The sequence below is a fragment of the Haladaptatus sp. ZSTT2 genome, from assembly GCF_037081775.1.
Classification (GTDB): Archaea; Halobacteriota; Halobacteria; order Halobacteriales; family Halococcaceae; genus QDMS2.
In genome coordinates, this window is sequence record NZ_JBAMHQ010000001.1 from 1,434,315 (window position 1) to 1,450,169 (window position 15,855).

Annotated in this window: 15 protein-coding genes; 3 read left to right on the forward strand and 12 right to left on the reverse strand. The window is 58.3% G+C overall.

The window, feature by feature from the left end:
• Window positions 1–137 precede the first annotated feature (137 nt).
• From V5N13_RS07855 to V5N13_RS07865, 3 genes are all read right to left on the reverse strand, one after another.
• Window positions 138–692 carry a ferredoxin--NADP reductase gene (locus tag V5N13_RS07855; RefSeq protein ID WP_336360312.1) on the reverse strand — a complete coding sequence of 185 codons (555 nt, stop codon included), beginning with the start codon at window positions 690–692 and terminating at the stop codon, window positions 138–140.
• Window positions 693–1,371: 679 nt separating this feature from the next.
• Window positions 1,372–2,538, reverse strand: a complete 1,167-nt coding sequence (locus tag V5N13_RS07860) for a pyridoxal phosphate-dependent aminotransferase (RefSeq protein ID WP_336360313.1) — start codon at window positions 2,536–2,538, stop codon at window positions 1,372–1,374.
• A 177-nt stretch (window positions 2,539–2,715) separates the two neighbouring features.
• Entirely contained in the window at window positions 2,716–3,966 is a 1,251-nt protein-coding gene (locus V5N13_RS07865) for a cation:proton antiporter (RefSeq protein WP_336360314.1), read from the reverse strand.
• Window positions 3,967–4,171: 205 nt separating this feature from the next.
• Between V5N13_RS07865 and V5N13_RS07870 the strand changes: the two genes are divergently transcribed.
• The gene (locus V5N13_RS07870; RefSeq protein WP_336360315.1) at window positions 4,172–4,579 is read left to right on the forward strand and encodes a (R)-mandelonitrile lyase; all 408 of its coding nucleotides are present in this window, start codon (window positions 4,172–4,174) and stop codon (window positions 4,577–4,579) included.
• 229 nt (window positions 4,580–4,808) lie between these two features.
• On the opposite strand, the gene V5N13_RS07875 is transcribed toward V5N13_RS07870, so the two are convergent.
• From V5N13_RS07875 to V5N13_RS07890, 4 genes are all read right to left on the reverse strand, one after another.
• Window positions 4,809–5,735, reverse strand: a complete 927-nt coding sequence (locus V5N13_RS07875; RefSeq protein ID WP_336360316.1) for a PLP-dependent cysteine synthase family protein — start codon at window positions 5,733–5,735, stop codon at window positions 4,809–4,811.
• 325 nt (window positions 5,736–6,060) lie between these two features.
• Entirely contained in the window at window positions 6,061–6,726 is a 666-nt protein-coding gene (locus V5N13_RS07880) for a hypothetical protein (RefSeq protein ID WP_336360317.1), read from the reverse strand.
• 393 nt (window positions 6,727–7,119) lie between these two features.
• Window positions 7,120–8,043, reverse strand: a complete 924-nt coding sequence (locus V5N13_RS07885; RefSeq protein ID WP_336360318.1) for an ArsR/SmtB family transcription factor — start codon at window positions 8,041–8,043, stop codon at window positions 7,120–7,122.
• Window positions 8,044–8,410: 367 nt separating this feature from the next.
• Window positions 8,411–8,701 carry a PadR family transcriptional regulator gene (locus V5N13_RS07890; protein WP_336360319.1) on the reverse strand — a complete coding sequence of 97 codons (291 nt, stop codon included), beginning with the start codon at window positions 8,699–8,701 and terminating at the stop codon, window positions 8,411–8,413.
• Between the two features lie 285 nt (window positions 8,702–8,986).
• On the opposite strand from V5N13_RS07890, the gene V5N13_RS07895 reads away from it, so the two are divergent.
• The gene (locus V5N13_RS07895; RefSeq protein ID WP_336360320.1) at window positions 8,987–9,427 is read left to right on the forward strand and encodes a YybH family protein; all 441 of its coding nucleotides are present in this window, start codon (window positions 8,987–8,989) and stop codon (window positions 9,425–9,427) included.
• Between the two features lie 105 nt (window positions 9,428–9,532).
• Here V5N13_RS07895 and V5N13_RS07900 read toward each other — a convergent pair whose 3' ends face one another.
• The 3 genes from V5N13_RS07900 to V5N13_RS07910 all read right to left on the reverse strand — a co-directional run bounded on the left by V5N13_RS07900 (window position 9,533) and on the right by V5N13_RS07910 (window position 12,639).
• Complete coding sequence (locus tag V5N13_RS07900; protein ID WP_336360321.1) at window positions 9,533–10,822, reverse strand: LVIVD repeat-containing protein; 1,290 nt, start codon at window positions 10,820–10,822, stop codon at window positions 9,533–9,535.
• 128 nt (window positions 10,823–10,950) lie between these two features.
• Window positions 10,951–11,337 carry a hypothetical protein gene (locus V5N13_RS07905; protein ID WP_336360322.1) on the reverse strand — a complete coding sequence of 129 codons (387 nt, stop codon included), beginning with the start codon at window positions 11,335–11,337 and terminating at the stop codon, window positions 10,951–10,953.
• A 180-nt stretch (window positions 11,338–11,517) separates the two neighbouring features.
• Window positions 11,518–12,639: a HAMP domain-containing sensor histidine kinase gene (locus V5N13_RS07910; RefSeq protein ID WP_336360323.1), complete on the reverse strand. Its 1,122-nt coding sequence runs from the start codon at window positions 12,637–12,639 to the stop codon at window positions 11,518–11,520.
• 234 nt (window positions 12,640–12,873) lie between these two features.
• Here V5N13_RS07910 and fer point away from each other — a divergent pair, with 234 nt between their 5' ends.
• Window positions 12,874–13,521, forward strand: a complete 648-nt coding sequence (fer, locus tag V5N13_RS07915; RefSeq protein WP_336360324.1) for a ferredoxin Fer — start codon at window positions 12,874–12,876, stop codon at window positions 13,519–13,521.
• A gap of 7 nt (window positions 13,522–13,528) precedes the next feature.
• On the opposite strand, the gene V5N13_RS07920 is transcribed toward fer, so the two are convergent.
• Both V5N13_RS07920 and V5N13_RS07925 read right to left on the reverse strand, forming a co-directional pair.
• Complete coding sequence (locus tag V5N13_RS07920; RefSeq protein WP_336360325.1) at window positions 13,529–14,524, reverse strand: halocyanin domain-containing protein; 996 nt, start codon at window positions 14,522–14,524, stop codon at window positions 13,529–13,531.
• A gap of 5 nt (window positions 14,525–14,529) precedes the next feature.
• The gene (locus V5N13_RS07925) at window positions 14,530–15,678 is read right to left on the reverse strand and encodes a multicopper oxidase domain-containing protein (protein WP_336360326.1); all 1,149 of its coding nucleotides are present in this window, start codon (window positions 15,676–15,678) and stop codon (window positions 14,530–14,532) included.
• Between the last annotated feature and the right edge of the window lie 177 nt (window positions 15,679–15,855).

Consider the following 15,855-nt stretch of genomic DNA (forward strand, 5'->3'; position numbering starts at 1 on the left):
CGTTGGGCCGTGTTACGGGCTTGAAACCGAGTGTGAGAATCGGTACTCGTTCTCCGACAGAGAACCGGTCTGTGTATCGCTCCCGAAACGGTCGTTGAGTGGGTTTTCGAGCTCGCCATAGGTCAAGGCAAAGGCACTCAGCCGGTATAGCCCCAGAACTGCTCGTACATGATTCGCTCGGGAGGGACGCCCATCAATTGAAGGATATCCCACAGTCCGCGAACCATCTCAGGAGTGCCACAAAGATAGAAGACAGGCGCCTCTAACTCGTTCGCGACCGCTTCGACGAGAGACCTATCGACACGCCCCCTGCGACCCATCCACTCGCTTGCTTCGGGTTCGCGGGTGAGTGTGTGCATCACTTCGAACTGTGGGTTTGACTCGACCAGTGTATCCAGTTCGTCTTGGTAGGCGATTTCATCCGCGGTCCGATTGCTGTAGATGAGCCGGATGGGAATGTCGAGTTGTGTGTCGCTCGCGTACTCGGCCATGCCTTTGAGTGGCGTGATGCCGATGCCACCGGCGATGAGGACGGTGTCTCGCTCCGGGTTCAAAATGAAGTGACCACGAGGACCTTCGACAAGAACCTTGTCTCCGGGTTCGAGGTTCACGAACGCTTGCTTGAAATCACTCGCTGAAACACGGACGCCGTATTCGAGGTAGTCTCGGGTTGGCGAACTGGCCAGCGACATGGGTCGAGAGTCATCGAATCGCCCTGAGCCGTTAGACGTGTTGAGCGAGAGTCTCGTGAACTGAACCGGTTCGTACACGAATTGGGGGTGGCGGCTAGTGCGGATGTGGTGGCTCGTCGGTGTCAATGGTCGAGATTCGAGGACCTCGGCCACGAACGCAAACCCGTGCGCTGATTGTCGAAGTGAGCTGTCGTCGTTCATTACGCTAGAATAGCGCACCGATGACGAAGGACTTGTCTCGGACAGCGGCGGGAAGTCTCCTGGCCGGCGAATACGAGAGATGAATTGCAGGGGACGAGAATGGAGGCCGTAAGCAGTCAGAGTCCGCAAGCACGTTCGGGAATAAAACGCCAAGAGATTCACCGTTGGTACGAGCGAGACGGCCGAATGGCCGCTTTCGGGATGACGGACAGTGGGACCGTGAGTCGAGGGAGGGGACGGAGATATCGCGCTGTTGCAGACACCCTCCCGCAAACGTACAAGCCACGATACGGCGTAAGCATCGGTATTAATGTCAGACAATCCGCCAGCCCGAACCCTGTTCGCAAAGCGCTTCGGGCCGGCTACCCGCGTGTTTCCACGTTGCGATTGACACAGACCGAACGGCTGTTTCAGTAGGGAAGGTATCGAACCAAGAGGAGTTCAACTAACACAGTCACAGGCTTACTGGAAGCTCGAATTAAGTCTCCGTCTCAACCATCTGCTCGAAGCGGTCGAGTCCGAGTTCGATGCGTTCGAGGTCGTTCGCGAAACTGAACCGGAGGTACCCTTCTCCGGCGTCGCCGAATGCGCTTCCAGGCGCAGCGACCACGTCGTACTCGAAGAGCAGTCGCTCTGCGACTTCGAGGCTTGACCCCGGAAGCGCGCTCACGTCGACGAACGCGTAGAAAGCGCCTTCGGGTGGCGTCATCGAGACGGTGGGAAGTTCGTGAATCCGCTCGACGACCACGTCGCGCCGCCGTTCGAAGGCAGCCTTCATCTCACGAACCGGCCCATCAGAACCGGTGAGCGCGGCGAGCGCAGCGTACTGGGCAGGTGTATTCACACACGAGGTAGTACTCTCGTGGATTTTCGTTGCGGCCGCAGTCACGGATTCGGAACCGCTCAACCACCCGACACGCCACCCCGTCATCGCGTACGTCTTCGAGCAGGAGTCGATGGTCACAACCCGTTCCGGATACTTCGTGACGGCCGCAAGACTCGGCTGGGAACGTTCGTAGGTGAGTTCATGATACACCTCGTCGGCGATGACGTAGGAATCGTGGCTGACGGCCGCCTCGACGACACGCTCCATCGCCGAGACATCGAATACCCGACCGGTCGGGTTCGACGGCGAAGTCAGGACGACGGCGCCGGTTCGGTCGGTGATGGCGTCGATGACTCGATCAGCGTCGAACGCGAAGCCGTCGCTGGAAGACAATGGGACCTCGACTGGGACGGCGTTCGCCAACCGCGCCTGTGAGAGGGGGTTCGGCCACGCTGGCGTGGGCACGACAACTTCGTCACCAGGGTCGGTGACTGTCAACAACGTCAGGTAGAGCGCCTCCACGCCGCCGGTGGTCACGACCACGCGGTCGGGCTCTGCGTCGATGTCGCGACCGCGGAGTCGATCGGCGATTGCCTGTCTGAGCGCCCCGATACCGGCGTTGGGCGTGTAGTTCGTCCGACCCTCGCGTGCCGCCGTCACTGCTGCGTCGACGACGTGCTCCGGCGTGTGAAAATCCGGTTCTCCGACTTCGAGGTGGACTAGATCGTCAGCGTCGTGTTCACCTGCTAAATCGAACAGCCGACGGATCTGTTGGGGCTCAATTCGTGCGACTCGATTCGACACGCCACGATCGGTCATTTGTCATAGTGTGTGAACCAGTGTCTTGTCTATTCGGATATCCAGCAACCCGTAACTGAGAAGCCCTGTGTTTTTCCGCTCGCTCGTTGAGGAAGGGGCCTTAGCGCCTCAATTCAGGTAATTGACCGCTCGGTACGCAGGAGAGAAGTGCAAGTTGCGGTAATTGAAAGTAATCCGTTACGTCTTCAGGGGACGCGAATCATCAGAAAGACGTGATAATGCACGCCGGAGAAGCGGAGGCGTCATGATCGAAGTGACAATAGCAACGAGAACAATAACAGTATAGAGTGTTGGCGTAAGGACTCCGATGGCTAATCCGACGGCAGCAACGACGATCTCCATTGCTCCGCGAGCATTGAGCCCAATTGCGATACAGAGTGTTTCCGCCCGAGTAAGATCTGTAACCATCGCTCCAAGCGCGACACCCAGAAATTTCCCGAAAACGGCGACGACAAGTGTGAGCGCTGCGAGGAGCAGCGTCTCCGGCACGAATAATTCACGTAGCGTCGCCTGTAACCCTGCTGTCGCAAAGAAGATGGGTGCGAACAATCCGAGCGTCGCGATCTGAAAAACTCTCGAAGTCTCTGCGTCCAACCGGTCTTTGACGAGGAGTCCGGCGAGGAATGCGCCAAGAACGGGTTCCATGCCAACTCTGAGAGCCGCCCAGGACAACGCGAATCCGAAGACGAGGACCATAGAGAATCCCGTCAATACGGGTGAGCGTGCATGAGCGGACACCACGAAGAGCCTGTTGACGATGCGAGGGCCGAGGACAGCGGCAGCCACGACGAATGCGACGAGGACAACAACTGTTCGAGAAAGTTGGGCGGTGTCGAAATGTCCTACTCGAGCGATGTCTGAGACGACCGTGAGCGCGATCCAGCCGGCGGCATCGATAATGACTGCGGCAGTCACAGTAAGCTGCCCGACCGTTCGGTCCATCGCATCAAGGTCGATGAGTACACGTGTCGCGACGGGAACAGCCGAGATGCTGAGCGCTGTTGCAAGAAATAACGCGAGTGAGAAACGGTGCTCTGCAGCAACGAGATAGGTTTCGGGCAGAAACCAACCGAGAGCGAATCCCAGAAGAAAGGGGACAAGAGAGGCTCCCGCGGCAAGAGCGATTGTCGGTCGCACGTACCGGCGTATCACTGACACGTCGATTTCTGTCCCGGCCAATACGAGAAGGAGGATGAGGCCAATGGAGGCAAGTGCAGACAGGCCTTCTGAAATCGGCACCACAATGGAGGTTACCGAGGGGAAGAGGAGTCCGAGGACAGAGGGACCCAACACCAACCCCGTGAGGAGTTCCCCCACGACTGGTGCGAACCCGAGCCGGTCGGCTGCGATTCCAAGCGCGTGTGCAGTTACGAGCAGGAGAGTGACACCGGAGAGAAAAAGGTAGAGTGTACTCATCTCGCTGGCCATAGGACCAATAACTGAGTATGAGTGAAATCACTTCGCTCCGACCTGCCAGCTGAATCCAGTGGTGTCCAAAACACATACTGGAGCGTCTCCTGTACGATATCGATTCAAGCGTCCTCGTGTCCGACTCGCCGAGCACATACACGTCCTTTTGAGACAGCATCGAAACTAAGACAAACAGCGTGCAAATTCAGAACAGGTTCAATCTATGGAGATCACTGACAGCTGTTCACAGCATTCGAAAGTTGCGCCGGACGACTACTTCACTGGCGACGTTCGGTTTGACCCGCTATTTGACCCACAGGACGAAGCCCGCGCGGCCGCAGCGAGCGTCACCTTTGAGCCGGGTGCTCGCACTGCGTGGCACACCCATCCGCTGGGACAGCGACTCGTCATCACGAATGGGTGCGGGCTCGTCCAGCGCGAAGGCGGCGAAATCAGGCAAGTCCGTGCAGGCGACGTCGTCTGGTTCCCGCCAGGTGAAAAGCACTGGCATGGCGCGAAACCGGAAAACGCAATGACACACATCGCCATCCACGAGGAACTTGATGGGGAGGTCGTCACCTGGCTAGAACACGTCACCGACGAGGAGTACGACCCAGCGTCAGATAGCTAATACAACTACCACAGCTAGACTGTCGTGCGGTTTTGGAAAATACGTACGAGTGAAAGCCGACATTGTGTGGCTCAGCACACCTGTCGGCTCATATTTTGTCCAGAGAAATATCCTTCCAGACGCCCGTTATCGACAATATTCGAGTTTCACACAGGTTCACTCACCCTCGGATTCAGCCTTCCACACGCACCACCAAACGTCGCTCATGACGCTTCGAAGTCGAGGCGAATCACTGTGTTTTCGCGAAGAGGTCGCCCTGTAGGTACTTCAAGCCAGTATCACAAGCAACGGTGACGACGACGTCGTCTGGGTCGCGCTCGCGTGCGATTTCCACCGTCGCGGCGAGGTTCAACCCCGTGGACAGCCCCGCGAAGAGTCCGTCCGTCTTGGCGACTCGCTGTATCATCGCACGGGCCGCTGCCTCGGATGGCGCACGAACGTCGTCGTAGGGCTCCGTTTCGAAGATGGGTGGATGGACGCCAACGGCGATTCCCTCGATGTGGTGTGGTCCAGAGTGGCCCGCACTCAGAAGTGGGGATTCAGCCGGTTCGACGGCAGTTATTCGAGCACCCGCTGGTTTGAGCACCTGTGCGTTCCCGGTCAAGCAGCCACCCGTCCCGTAGGACATCACGAAATCGGTCACGTCGGGACAATCTTCGAGAATTTCCGTGCCCATCTTGGTGTAGCCCTCGAGGAGATACGGGTTCTCGAACTGATGGGTGTGGTACGCGCCGGTTTCTGTTTTCACGTCTTCAACGTATTCCATCATGTCGTCTACGATACCTGGATAAACGCTTCCGTCGGGCGTTTCGTGGACGATGACTGCTGCGCCGAACGCTCGCATCGTCCGGATCTTTTCCTGGGCGAAGCAGTCTGCGGTCACCATCGTCGTCGGATGGTCCATGACGGCGCAGACGAAGGCGAGACTGGAGCCCGTTGACCCGCCAGTATACTCGACAACACGCTGACCGGGTTCGAGCAGACCGTCACGACGTGCGCCCCGAATCATCGCCAGCGCGAACCGGTCTTTCATGCTGCCCGTTGGATTCCCCCCTTCCCACTTCACGAAAATGCGTGCGCCACCTTCGGGACGGAGTCCAGGGAGTTCGATGAGCGGCGTGTTTCCAACGGCTTCGATGACGGAGTGGGCGTGCATGCTAGGTACTCGACGCGTGCGCTGAAAAAGACAGGTCTCGGTTCCATCGCATACGAGACACGCCTCGCGTTCGCGGTCATGACGACGTGTGTAGCACGCCAAAACTGAAGAAAGCACCCGAGTCTATCACCTTCATCGCGGTAACTGCGACGCTGGGAGGGCGTCTATGCGGTCAGCCTACTGCGTGCACCGGTCCCGCTCTGCGAAGTGCAACAACGCCACCGTCTGCAGCATCCACTTGCTCACAGGTGCTGGGCAGGTTTCAGTGACCGTGTTGCATACAGGGTGCGTCGTCAGCAACGGGACCGAACCCTTCGAGAGTCGTTCACCGACGTTCCATTCCGAGATACAACACCAGTGTGGCACCCAGATACAGTACCATCCCGCCGACGACACCCCAGGTCAGTATGTTCGACGTGTCGAAGTTATCCCAGGCTCTGAGGACACCAATCAGGACCAGCGTGAATCCCAGCACCTGGCTCTGGAGCAAGATTCGGGCAGCGCTCCAGCGCGCATCGAAGACGACAGCGACGTTCACGACACCGAAGAGCGCGAACCACCCTGCCAAGATTCGAGCCGTAAACGGGGAGACGGCCCACGGCCAGACATCGATCATCAGTTCGGGGACGAAGAACAGGGCGACGGCACTGGCTGTGACGACGAGTCCGAGGCCACCACCGAGAACGCGGACGGCTTGAGGAAGCGTGGGCTCACCGGCCGTCAGTTCGCCAGTATCGGTCCGTCGGTTGTGCGCCCAAACAGCGGGAATGAGTATCGGTGTTACTGCGTAGAGAACTACCCAGAGGACGAATGTGAAGTGATTGTGATTGAAATTTCCCCAGTGGAGCACAGTGGCGATTGCCATGAGCCACGTGAAGACAGCGATACCGAGGAAGACTGGAGCGACAGCGTGCCACGTATCGACGGTCGAAACGCGATAGAAAAAGTACACGCCTGCTCCGTAGCCAGCACCCATGATGATGGGCGTCATCTCGGGCCGGATCGTCCACGCGAAAAACTCGGCGGTTCGAGCTGGGAGTCCAAATAAGACCAGAAACGCCGCAGCCAGAAACGGGATGATAACGCGTGCAATCCAGCGAGTACTGGGGAACACGCGATCGTCTTGGACCGCGCCATCCCTTCCGCTTCGAAGTGCCAATCTCCAATCGCTCATCATCTGACCCCTATCCATTCGACGAGTGATTGCTTACGTGTTCACCTCCTAACGATGGATCGAGATCCGGTATTCAGCAGAGAGGTTATTTTGCCATCTCAGGGTTTCACGCCGGGTGTAGAAAACTGAGGGACAGGTCCTCCCCCTGACGTGCGTCGAGTGCGACGGAGACTGTGTCTACTTTTCGGAGGGGCACGACCATCCTCAAAATCAGAGAGTTGCGGTGCGCTCGATGGCGCAAACTTCGAACCGTTCGTCGAGTGTCACCTGAAGTGCTTCGTTGGCGAGGGGAATCGTTACTCTGACGCGGAGGGGAGCTTCGGTAAGGATGGAGGTCCGCTGGTTGCTGATGACCCAATCGAGTTCCCAAAACGGGACCGTAGAAAGGTCAATATCGTGTTCGTGGTAGAACGCGACGACAGCCGGGTGGGTGAGGAGGTGTTTTCCCGGCGTGCCGTAATTCCAGACGTTACACTGCGCACATTGATATCTCATGCCGAAATCGAACCCCGGGAAGTCAGTCGGCGCCAGTTCTTGATTATAGACCTCCATCTCCTCGAACGTTCGAATGAGAGTTTTCAGCACTGTCCCTCCACACGTCGAACACATCCCCTTTACCGACAGTTCGAAACTGTGTCGGTTTCGGTGATTAAATGCGCTGACCACCTCGTGGTCGGTTCGAGTGACGACCGCTCCGGGAGGGAACATACCCATGGCATGCACCAACTCGCAAGACGAGCACGAGACGTACACCATCTCGTCGGTGTACTCCGCGTAGAGCGCCCCCGCACATGCGACGCACGTCCCTCCCGTCTCAAACGGGGCAATTTTCGGATTGGCGGTGAAGGTTCCTTCGAGGATGGTTAAGATGACATGACAACCCGCGATTCGAATCGCGTAACCGTCGTCGGTCTTGCGGATGAATGGGCCCTCAAGTTTCTTGAGATGATAGTTGAACTGTGAACCATCACGCATGCCGATGCGCTTGCGAAGCTCAGAGAAGGTCATTGGCGGCTCGGCCTGCTGTTCGTAAAGCACCTGGAGTATCTCGAGGCGTGTCTCGTTGCCGATGATACTGAACGCCTCTGCGGGGGTAAGACGGTCGCCCTCAGTGGCGCGTGCTGGATGAGCCATAGCGATACTACGCTGCTGGCGACGATAGTGCTACCGAGCGTTGTGAACTCCACCAGCAGAGACGAGCACTTGAGCACTGTGACGGGGTGGCGAAAAAGTAGAGATGGAAGTCACCGGCATCGGAACTATCGTCGTGTTGAACGTGTGGCGCCTCTATTCGACGGTGTTCTGAGAGTCACGGAGCCAGCACGACTACGACGTTGACGCTCGTTGTAGCGAGTAACTAGCGGGTGGAGAGCCTGAATTTGCAGATGACCGAAGTAAGTAAAAAGCGGCGCAGACAGCGTGCCAGCACGCAGTCGCAACGAGACGCTGACGCAGGGGGAGTCCTCTTTGCAGCCGGAAACCGACGCAACCGGTTGAGCGCTCAGAGCATCGGTGAAGTGACTTCTGCGTGGTAGCTCTCACGCCAGTTTGCGTATTCGACCAGCGCTTTTTTCCCGGCGTCGGTAATCGTGTAGTAGTTCGTGCGGCGATCGATTGCACCCTTTTCTACGAGCTGCATCTCGACCAACGTATCGAGGTTGGGGTAGAGCCTGCCGTGGTTGATGTCGCCGAGGTGGGTTTCGAGTTCTGTTTTGATGTCTTGGCCCGAGGGCTTCGTGTGCCCTGCGATGACGGTCAGGAGGTCGCGTTGAAAGCCCGTGAGATTGTGCATTTGCACCATGGTACACTACCGTTGGTTATGACGATGCTTTGTTAGGAGGGGGTTTCGAGAGCCGTGGGTGTGTTCCAATTCGTTCCATTCGTGGAACGGTTAGTCAAATTACAAGATGGTTTAAGTGGATATCCATGTGGAACAATCACCGCCAGCGCTGGAATTAACGCAGAAAAAACGGAGGACGATACTGCCAAGACATTCTTTTGGCCGATGGAAAACCATACAGATAAGAAGTATGACAGTTAAGCCCTCAGCACGCATCTAGGAGTACTGGTGCCACACATGGCAATCAAACAAGCAGACACAGGGGTTCGGGCGGCGTCGGACAAATTCTACAAGGCGTTAGGACAAATGGCAGCCGGTAACGCAGACTCGATGGCAGAGGTCTGGTCACATCGAGATGATGTTACGACCATGCATCCGATTGGCGGCCGTGAAGTCGGCTGGGAAGCCGTCAAAGAGCCGTGGAACGCAGTCGCGGGCCTTGCTGAGAAGGGGACGGTTACGCGCAAAGACCAGTTCATCCGCGTCATGGGTGACGTGGCCTACGAACTCACGACCGAGCAGGCGTCGATGACGCTCGGCGGCCAGTCGCTCGACGCAGAATACCGGGCGACCAACATCTACTCCCTCGAAGACGGCGAGTGGAAAATCGTCCACCACCACGCAGACTTAGACCCGAAGTTTGTCGAACTTCTCGAAGGGCTTGAGCGTGGTATGTAAGTCAGCCGAGTGAATGAAGCGCGTCCGCGGTCTTTTTCGATAGCAGTGAGCCTGAAGGGACAAACTAACCGTTTGAAAAATGAGCGGCCCGCGAGGCGTGACCGGTTACTTGCCGTTGTTGCGCGAAGGCGTCACTTTGAACGTGTAGATGCCGGTCGTCATGTCGCTTGCAACCACGAGGTCACGCGCTTCGTTGTAGTTTGCACCCCACGCGTTCGGGGCCGAGCCGAGCCACGCTGCACCGTTTGCGTCGGCTGCCTCGTCGTCGGTTTCGTAGATATCGACCGGAACCGGGTCGGTCGGGTCGCTCATGTCGTAGACGACCACGCCTTCGTGGTAGCCGCCGTCAACGAGGAGCGTCGTGTCGTCTTTCGAGATAACGTCGTGGTTGTGGGTCGTCCAGTCGTAGGTTTCGCGGTCGTCGTCGCCTTGATATTCGGCGTTCGGTGAGTAGGTGAACCCGATGTGTTTCGGATTCGCCCGCGAGCCGTCGCCCCACCCGATGTCGAAGATGTGCTTGCCACCGGGCCAGCCGTGGCCGATTTCGTCGCCGACGACGGCGAGTCCGCGTTCGGGGTCGTAGTTCGCGTAGTGACAGCTCTCGAAGCCAGGTTTGCCCTGTTCGAGGCGTTCTTCGCTGTAATCTGGCAAGCCTTCGTAATCGAAGCGACCGACTTCGGTGGGTTCTGTCGGCGTGCTCACATCGACGATGACGTAACCATCGAGGCCACCGCCGATATACGCACAGTGCATGAACTCCGTGCCCGGGTCGATGACCAAATCGTGGAGGGCACCAGCCGGGCCTCCTTCACCGAGTTTCGTTGGGTTCCACGGGTCGCTCACGTCGAAGATATCGAACCCCGTGTTCTCTTCGTCGTCGTGTCCGCCGTGGGCGTTGGTCGTGTAAACGATGTCCGCGTTCGGATGACAGAAGATATTGTGCGTATCTTCTGCATCCAACCGACCGATTACCGCAGGGTTCTCGGGAGTGGCGTCTCCGTAGCCGTAGTCAATGATTTCGACGCCACCAACGCCTTCGTCGTCGTTAGGCTCTTGACTGCGATAGTAGAGCCCGTCTCGCGTGTCGAATTTGACGTCCGCATTTCGCGTGTGCTCGGAAGATGGAACGCGATGAACCTCGGTTGGCTGTGTCGGATTCGTAATATCGACAAGGAAGCTACCACCTTCGCCAAGAAAGCTCCCGAGGACGGCGAAGTGGCCGTCGCCTCGGACGTCTACTTCGGCGTAGCTTCCGGGTGGGTCAGAGAGCAACGAGTGGCCTAACTTCTTGATGTTGCCTTTTGGCTTCGCTGCGCTGGCGCTCCCGATGCCGAATCCGAGTACACCGCTCGCACCGAGGAGCTTGAGAACCGTTCGCCGTGATGCACCATTCATGTTATATCTCTAATCAATAGGCCTTGGATAAAAATGAGTTTGGGCGAAATGAGCGGTGTCGAGTGCTGGCGTGGCGTCGCCCCGGAACCGAAACGAATCGACCCGCGTCACGGAATGAGATTGGCGTTCTAGCGCCCTGCGTCGGAGAGTTCCATCCCGTGTGGGCGAATGTCCAGATAGAGGCTCGGGGCACCGTTTTCGGAGACGGTCCACGAGTAGGTCTCGTCGAACGTGTCTTCGACAATCACGTGTATCTCGTAGGAACCAGCGGTATCCATCGGATTTAGAATCTGTTGTGACTCACCAGTGGCGAGCCTGATCGTCTCCTCGTAGGCGAGCGACTCGTCCGTACGGTGGTGCACTTCGACGGTGACCACGATCTCTCGGTCGAAGCCGTTTTGCACGGTCACAGTTGCAGGTTCGTCATCGAGGAAGCCAGTACAGCCAGCGAATGTTGCAGCGAACGCGGTCCCTGAGAACGCGAGGAACGTCCGTCGAGTGAGAGTTGGCGTCACATCGACCGTGACGCCTCAGAACAAGATATAGATTATCTAACACCTAACGCCCATTTCACGATACGTGTGAACATAGCGCGTGAAGGTGACAGGGTACAGAACCTGGGTGAGCCATCCAAATGGCGGATATCCCACCGATTTCTCGTTAGGAAGAGGAATAAATCGATTCAGTCGACGTGGCTATACGGGAGAAACCAGTTCAGCAGGTGGTTCGTGGCGGGTCTCCGCCGCCCGCTGAAGCTCGATGATGAACGTTGCCCCGTGTGGCTCTGTATCTTCGATTTCGATGGAGCCGTTGTAGACGGTCATCATCGAGTCAGCGAAAAAGAGGCCAAAGCCACTGCCTGTCGATTTGACGTGGCCAGTTTCGCCTCTGCGGAAGATGGCTTGCTTTCGCTCGTCTGGAACCCCCGTGCCGGTGTCAACGATGCGGGTCGTGACCGTGTCGTCGTCAGCCTCCACGCTGACGGTGACGTGCAGGCCGTCGGGGTCGTTGTGTTCGACGGCGTTCGTGAGCAGGTTGCCAATCACTTCGCTCAACAGTTCGTCTGCCCTGACGAACACCTCGTCTTCGACGTGAACCTCGAAGGTCGTGGCCGGATACGTCGATTTGAGTCGGTCGACTTCTGTGTGAATCGTCTCTGAGATCTCGATTTTGGTAAGTTGGGGTTCGCTGTCCGAGGTTAGCGCGTTGAGAATCGACCGGACGCGCTGGACGATTGTCACGACATCGTCGCTCCACTTGAGAATCGTTTCCGCCTGTTTGCGGTGGTCACCGTCGTCCAGTTCCTCATAGAGGATTTCTGCCCGCCCGCCGACGACGGTCATGCCGTTTAACACATCGTGGCGAAGGATGCTGTTGAAGAACTCGAGTTGGTCGTTTTGATACTCAAGTTGCTCTGCGCGAATGACGGCCCGCTCTGCGAGGCGTTCACGTTCGATGGCGCGTGCCTCGATGACGCCGATGAGGAGACCGCCCCCAGCGCCGAGACACGCCATAAATCGGCCCCATTGGATGTACCCACTGACCTCGTCAAGTGGCGGGGTGACGAACATGACGATGATATTAATCCCGAGGATAACAACCAAGCCCGAAAAACACCACAGCGCGATTCGCCAGTAGCGTTGTGGGTCTAACCAACTCCGTTTGAGCCAGTAGCCACCGAAAAACAGGCCCAGAATTATTGGCATCGTAATCGCCGTATTCGTGAGCAGTTGATAGACCGGCTCCGTTTCCCCCATCGCGTTTACAATCATCCACTCGGCAGGAAACGAGAGAAGAAGCCCTCCACTAAGTCCCATAATGAGATACGGGACTTTCGTAACGTGTGGAAGTTCCGAGAGAGGAGTGCGAGACATCGTATCTCATAGTTACCGGTCTGACACATGTACTTTTCCACTAATATGAAATTCAAAATAACTTGAATGAACGGCCTCTAAACGAGCACGGCAGTCGCCAAGCGCGACGGCGACAGCACACGGGAGCGCCGGGCAGTTGCCAGAGAGGTTTTAAGCGACGAATTGCTTACTTCGAGTGTGGCGTCCCCGTTCGATATTCTCGGGATTGAGTCGGATGCAGACGAGGCGGAGATTGTCGAAGCATACAGAGCGCGAGTCAAAGAAGTCCACCCAGACCGTGGTGGCTCTGTCCGCGAGTTCAAAGCCGTCCAGACAGCGTACGCACAGATTGAGGCGGGCTACGACCCCGCAGCCGAACCAGACAACGAGCAGGCTCCAGAGCCAGCAGAAGACGAGCGCGAAGAGACGAAAGTCGAGTTTCTCAACTACGAGGTGTTCGACGACTTCGGCTGGGAGATTACCGACGCGGAACTGTTCTCGAAAGCCGCGAGTGAAACGCTCATGCCAGCGGATTACGGCGAGCTGCTCGCTCACCCGCGCGATTCGCTCTTAGAGAGCGCAGAAGAAGTCGGCTTCTCGTGGCCGTTTGCGTGTCGGGGCGGTGCCTGTGCGAACTGTGCGGTCGCGGTCATCGAAGGCGACATGGAGATGCCGCCAAACCACGTCCTCTCGCCGTCGATGATGGAAAACGGCATTCGCCTCTCGTGTGTGGGGCGGCCGTGTACTGACGAACTTAAAGTCGTGTTCAACGTCAAACACCTGCCCGGGCTCGACGAACTCAAACTGCCCTCACAACGCTTCGAAACAGCAAAAGCAGAGGAATGACGCGCGCTTAGGCGTCGGTTCGGGTGGTGTCTTTTACGTGCTGGCGCAGGCCGTAGAGGAACGGCGCGCCGAGGACGGTTGCGACTCCGCCCGTGACGACTTTCCCAAGCGGCGAGAGCACGGGGTCTGGCCCGTTTCCGACGAGGACGACCCCCCGCATACCCTGTTCGCCGTAGGCCGTACACTCGTAGGTGCTGAGGCCGTGGCCGCCGAACTCAACGGCGAAGCGATTGCCCGTGCCCGTGAGGAGGTCGCTGTGATACCCGAGGTCGGGGTCGGCCACGTCGTATGCTTTGTCGCCCACCCACTCCCAGACGACAGTGGTTCCAGGATCGACGTGGATGGCTGCGGGTTCAAAGGCGAACGCGCCGCCATTTCCGTCCGCACCAACTTCGACGGTCACCTGCTCTTTGCCGCGCATATCGACCACTTCGTCGTAGTTGTCCGTCCCCGAGAGCCACCCGTCGAAGGTCTCTTTCGGGGCGGCGTCGCCTCCCGCCTCGCCCGCGGCCGCGCCGAGTGCGGCGTCTGCGTCGCCAACGACGAGCGCGCCTTTCATCCCCATCATCTCGTGGGGCGCACAGGCGTAGCGAGTCACGCCCGCGGCGTCGGGGACGAACTCGAACGTCTCGCCCGCGGTCGAGTAGAACTCAGATTCGAACGAGCCGTCTTTGGCGACTACGTTGTGCATTCCACCCTCGCCGGTCCACGTCCAGCGAACGGTGGTTCCGGGGTCTATGCGGACGGCCGCCGGTTCGAAGCCGAACGACCCGCCGTTTCCGGCCGAACCGACCTCGATGTCGACCGTTCCCTGCCCGCGCAAATCGACGAGTTCGGTCACGTTGTCGGTGTTCGCAAACCACGCTTCGAGGCTCGAATCAGCCTGCGCGGCGACCGGCTGGCTGAGCAGATTCACGCCGAGCGCGCTCCCGGCCGCGACGCCCGCGGTTGCGGCGAGAAAGCGGCGTCGGGCGACGGGCAGTTGCGTGTTGTCGGACGCCATCTTCCTCACCCCTCGTACCCCGCGTACTCCATCAGGCTGCGGAAGATGTCCGTGTCCATCGCGTCTGTGTAGACGATGCCCGTGAGCATGCCGCCGGGGTAGCTGTCACCGTTGCGGATGTGGTCGACTTTGTGGCAGTGGACGAGGTAGATGCCGGGGTCTGCGTCGGCCTCGAACTCGATGGTGTAGCGCTCTGCGGGAGCGACGTTCACCACGTCTTGGAGGAACTGAAGCGCCTCTGGCATCGGGCTGCCGTCCTTCTCGACGATTTTGAATCGGTGGTTGTGGATGTGCAGCGGGTGGCTCATGAAGCCCGCGTTCACCCAGTGGATGCGCACGGTGTCACCGGGTTCGACGATGAGCGGCGACCCCGTCTCAGGGTGGAGCGTCGCGGGCGCGGACTTGCCGTTGATGGTGAAGGCATCCGCGTGGCGCGAAGAGAGCGAGTACTGGACGTTCTCGCCGCCGTGCTGGCGCGAGAGGCGGGTGTCCCACTCCTTGACCGTCATGAAGTACTCCTTGTCGGCCTCCTCGTACCCCTTCGGGTCAACGCGGAGGATACCGTACATCCCCATCTCCATGTGCATCGGCGTCTGGTAGTGGCAGTGATAGAGGTGGGTTCCCGGAACGTTCGCCGGGATGGTGTAGGTGTGCGATTCGCCGGGCATGACCGTCACGCCCGTAGTCGTCGGGACGCCGTCGTTCTCCCACGATTTGCGCACGCCGTGGAAGTGGAGCGTGTGGGGAACCTGCATCTCCGAGTTGTCGAGCGTAATTTTCAGCTCTGCACCCTCGGTGCACCGAAGAATCGGGCCGGGGACGCTCGGGACGCCGTCGTCTGCCTGAAACGCCCACGTGACAGGGAGCGTGATGGGGCCGTTCATCGTCTCGCCGGGGTGGATGTGGTGGCGCGCCATCACGGACTTGATGGTGACCTCGTGGCCGCGCTCATCTAAGTTCACGACTTCGGGCTTTCCCGTCTCCGGCAGGTCGGGGTACGCGCTATTTTGTGAACTCGTGAGCGGAACCGTCCGCGCGGTGGGCTGTGAAACCGCCGTACAGCCCGCTGTCGCAAACAGTCCGGCGCTGCCGGTCGCGGCGAGGAATTTTCGACGGGAGATGCCAGTTCCAGGTGCTCCAATTCTGTCACTCATACAGGTTATTCTACGAAGAAGAGGGTCTTAATCGGGGAAACTGAATCTCAGTGCCTGAGAATTGGAAAAAGCGTGACAGTCTCTTGCACGGTCGGGCGTGAGTGCAGGCTGTGCCCTCACTGTGAAGAGGGTGGTCGGATAGGATTGTATCAATTAATCATAAATTAGCAGTACAGT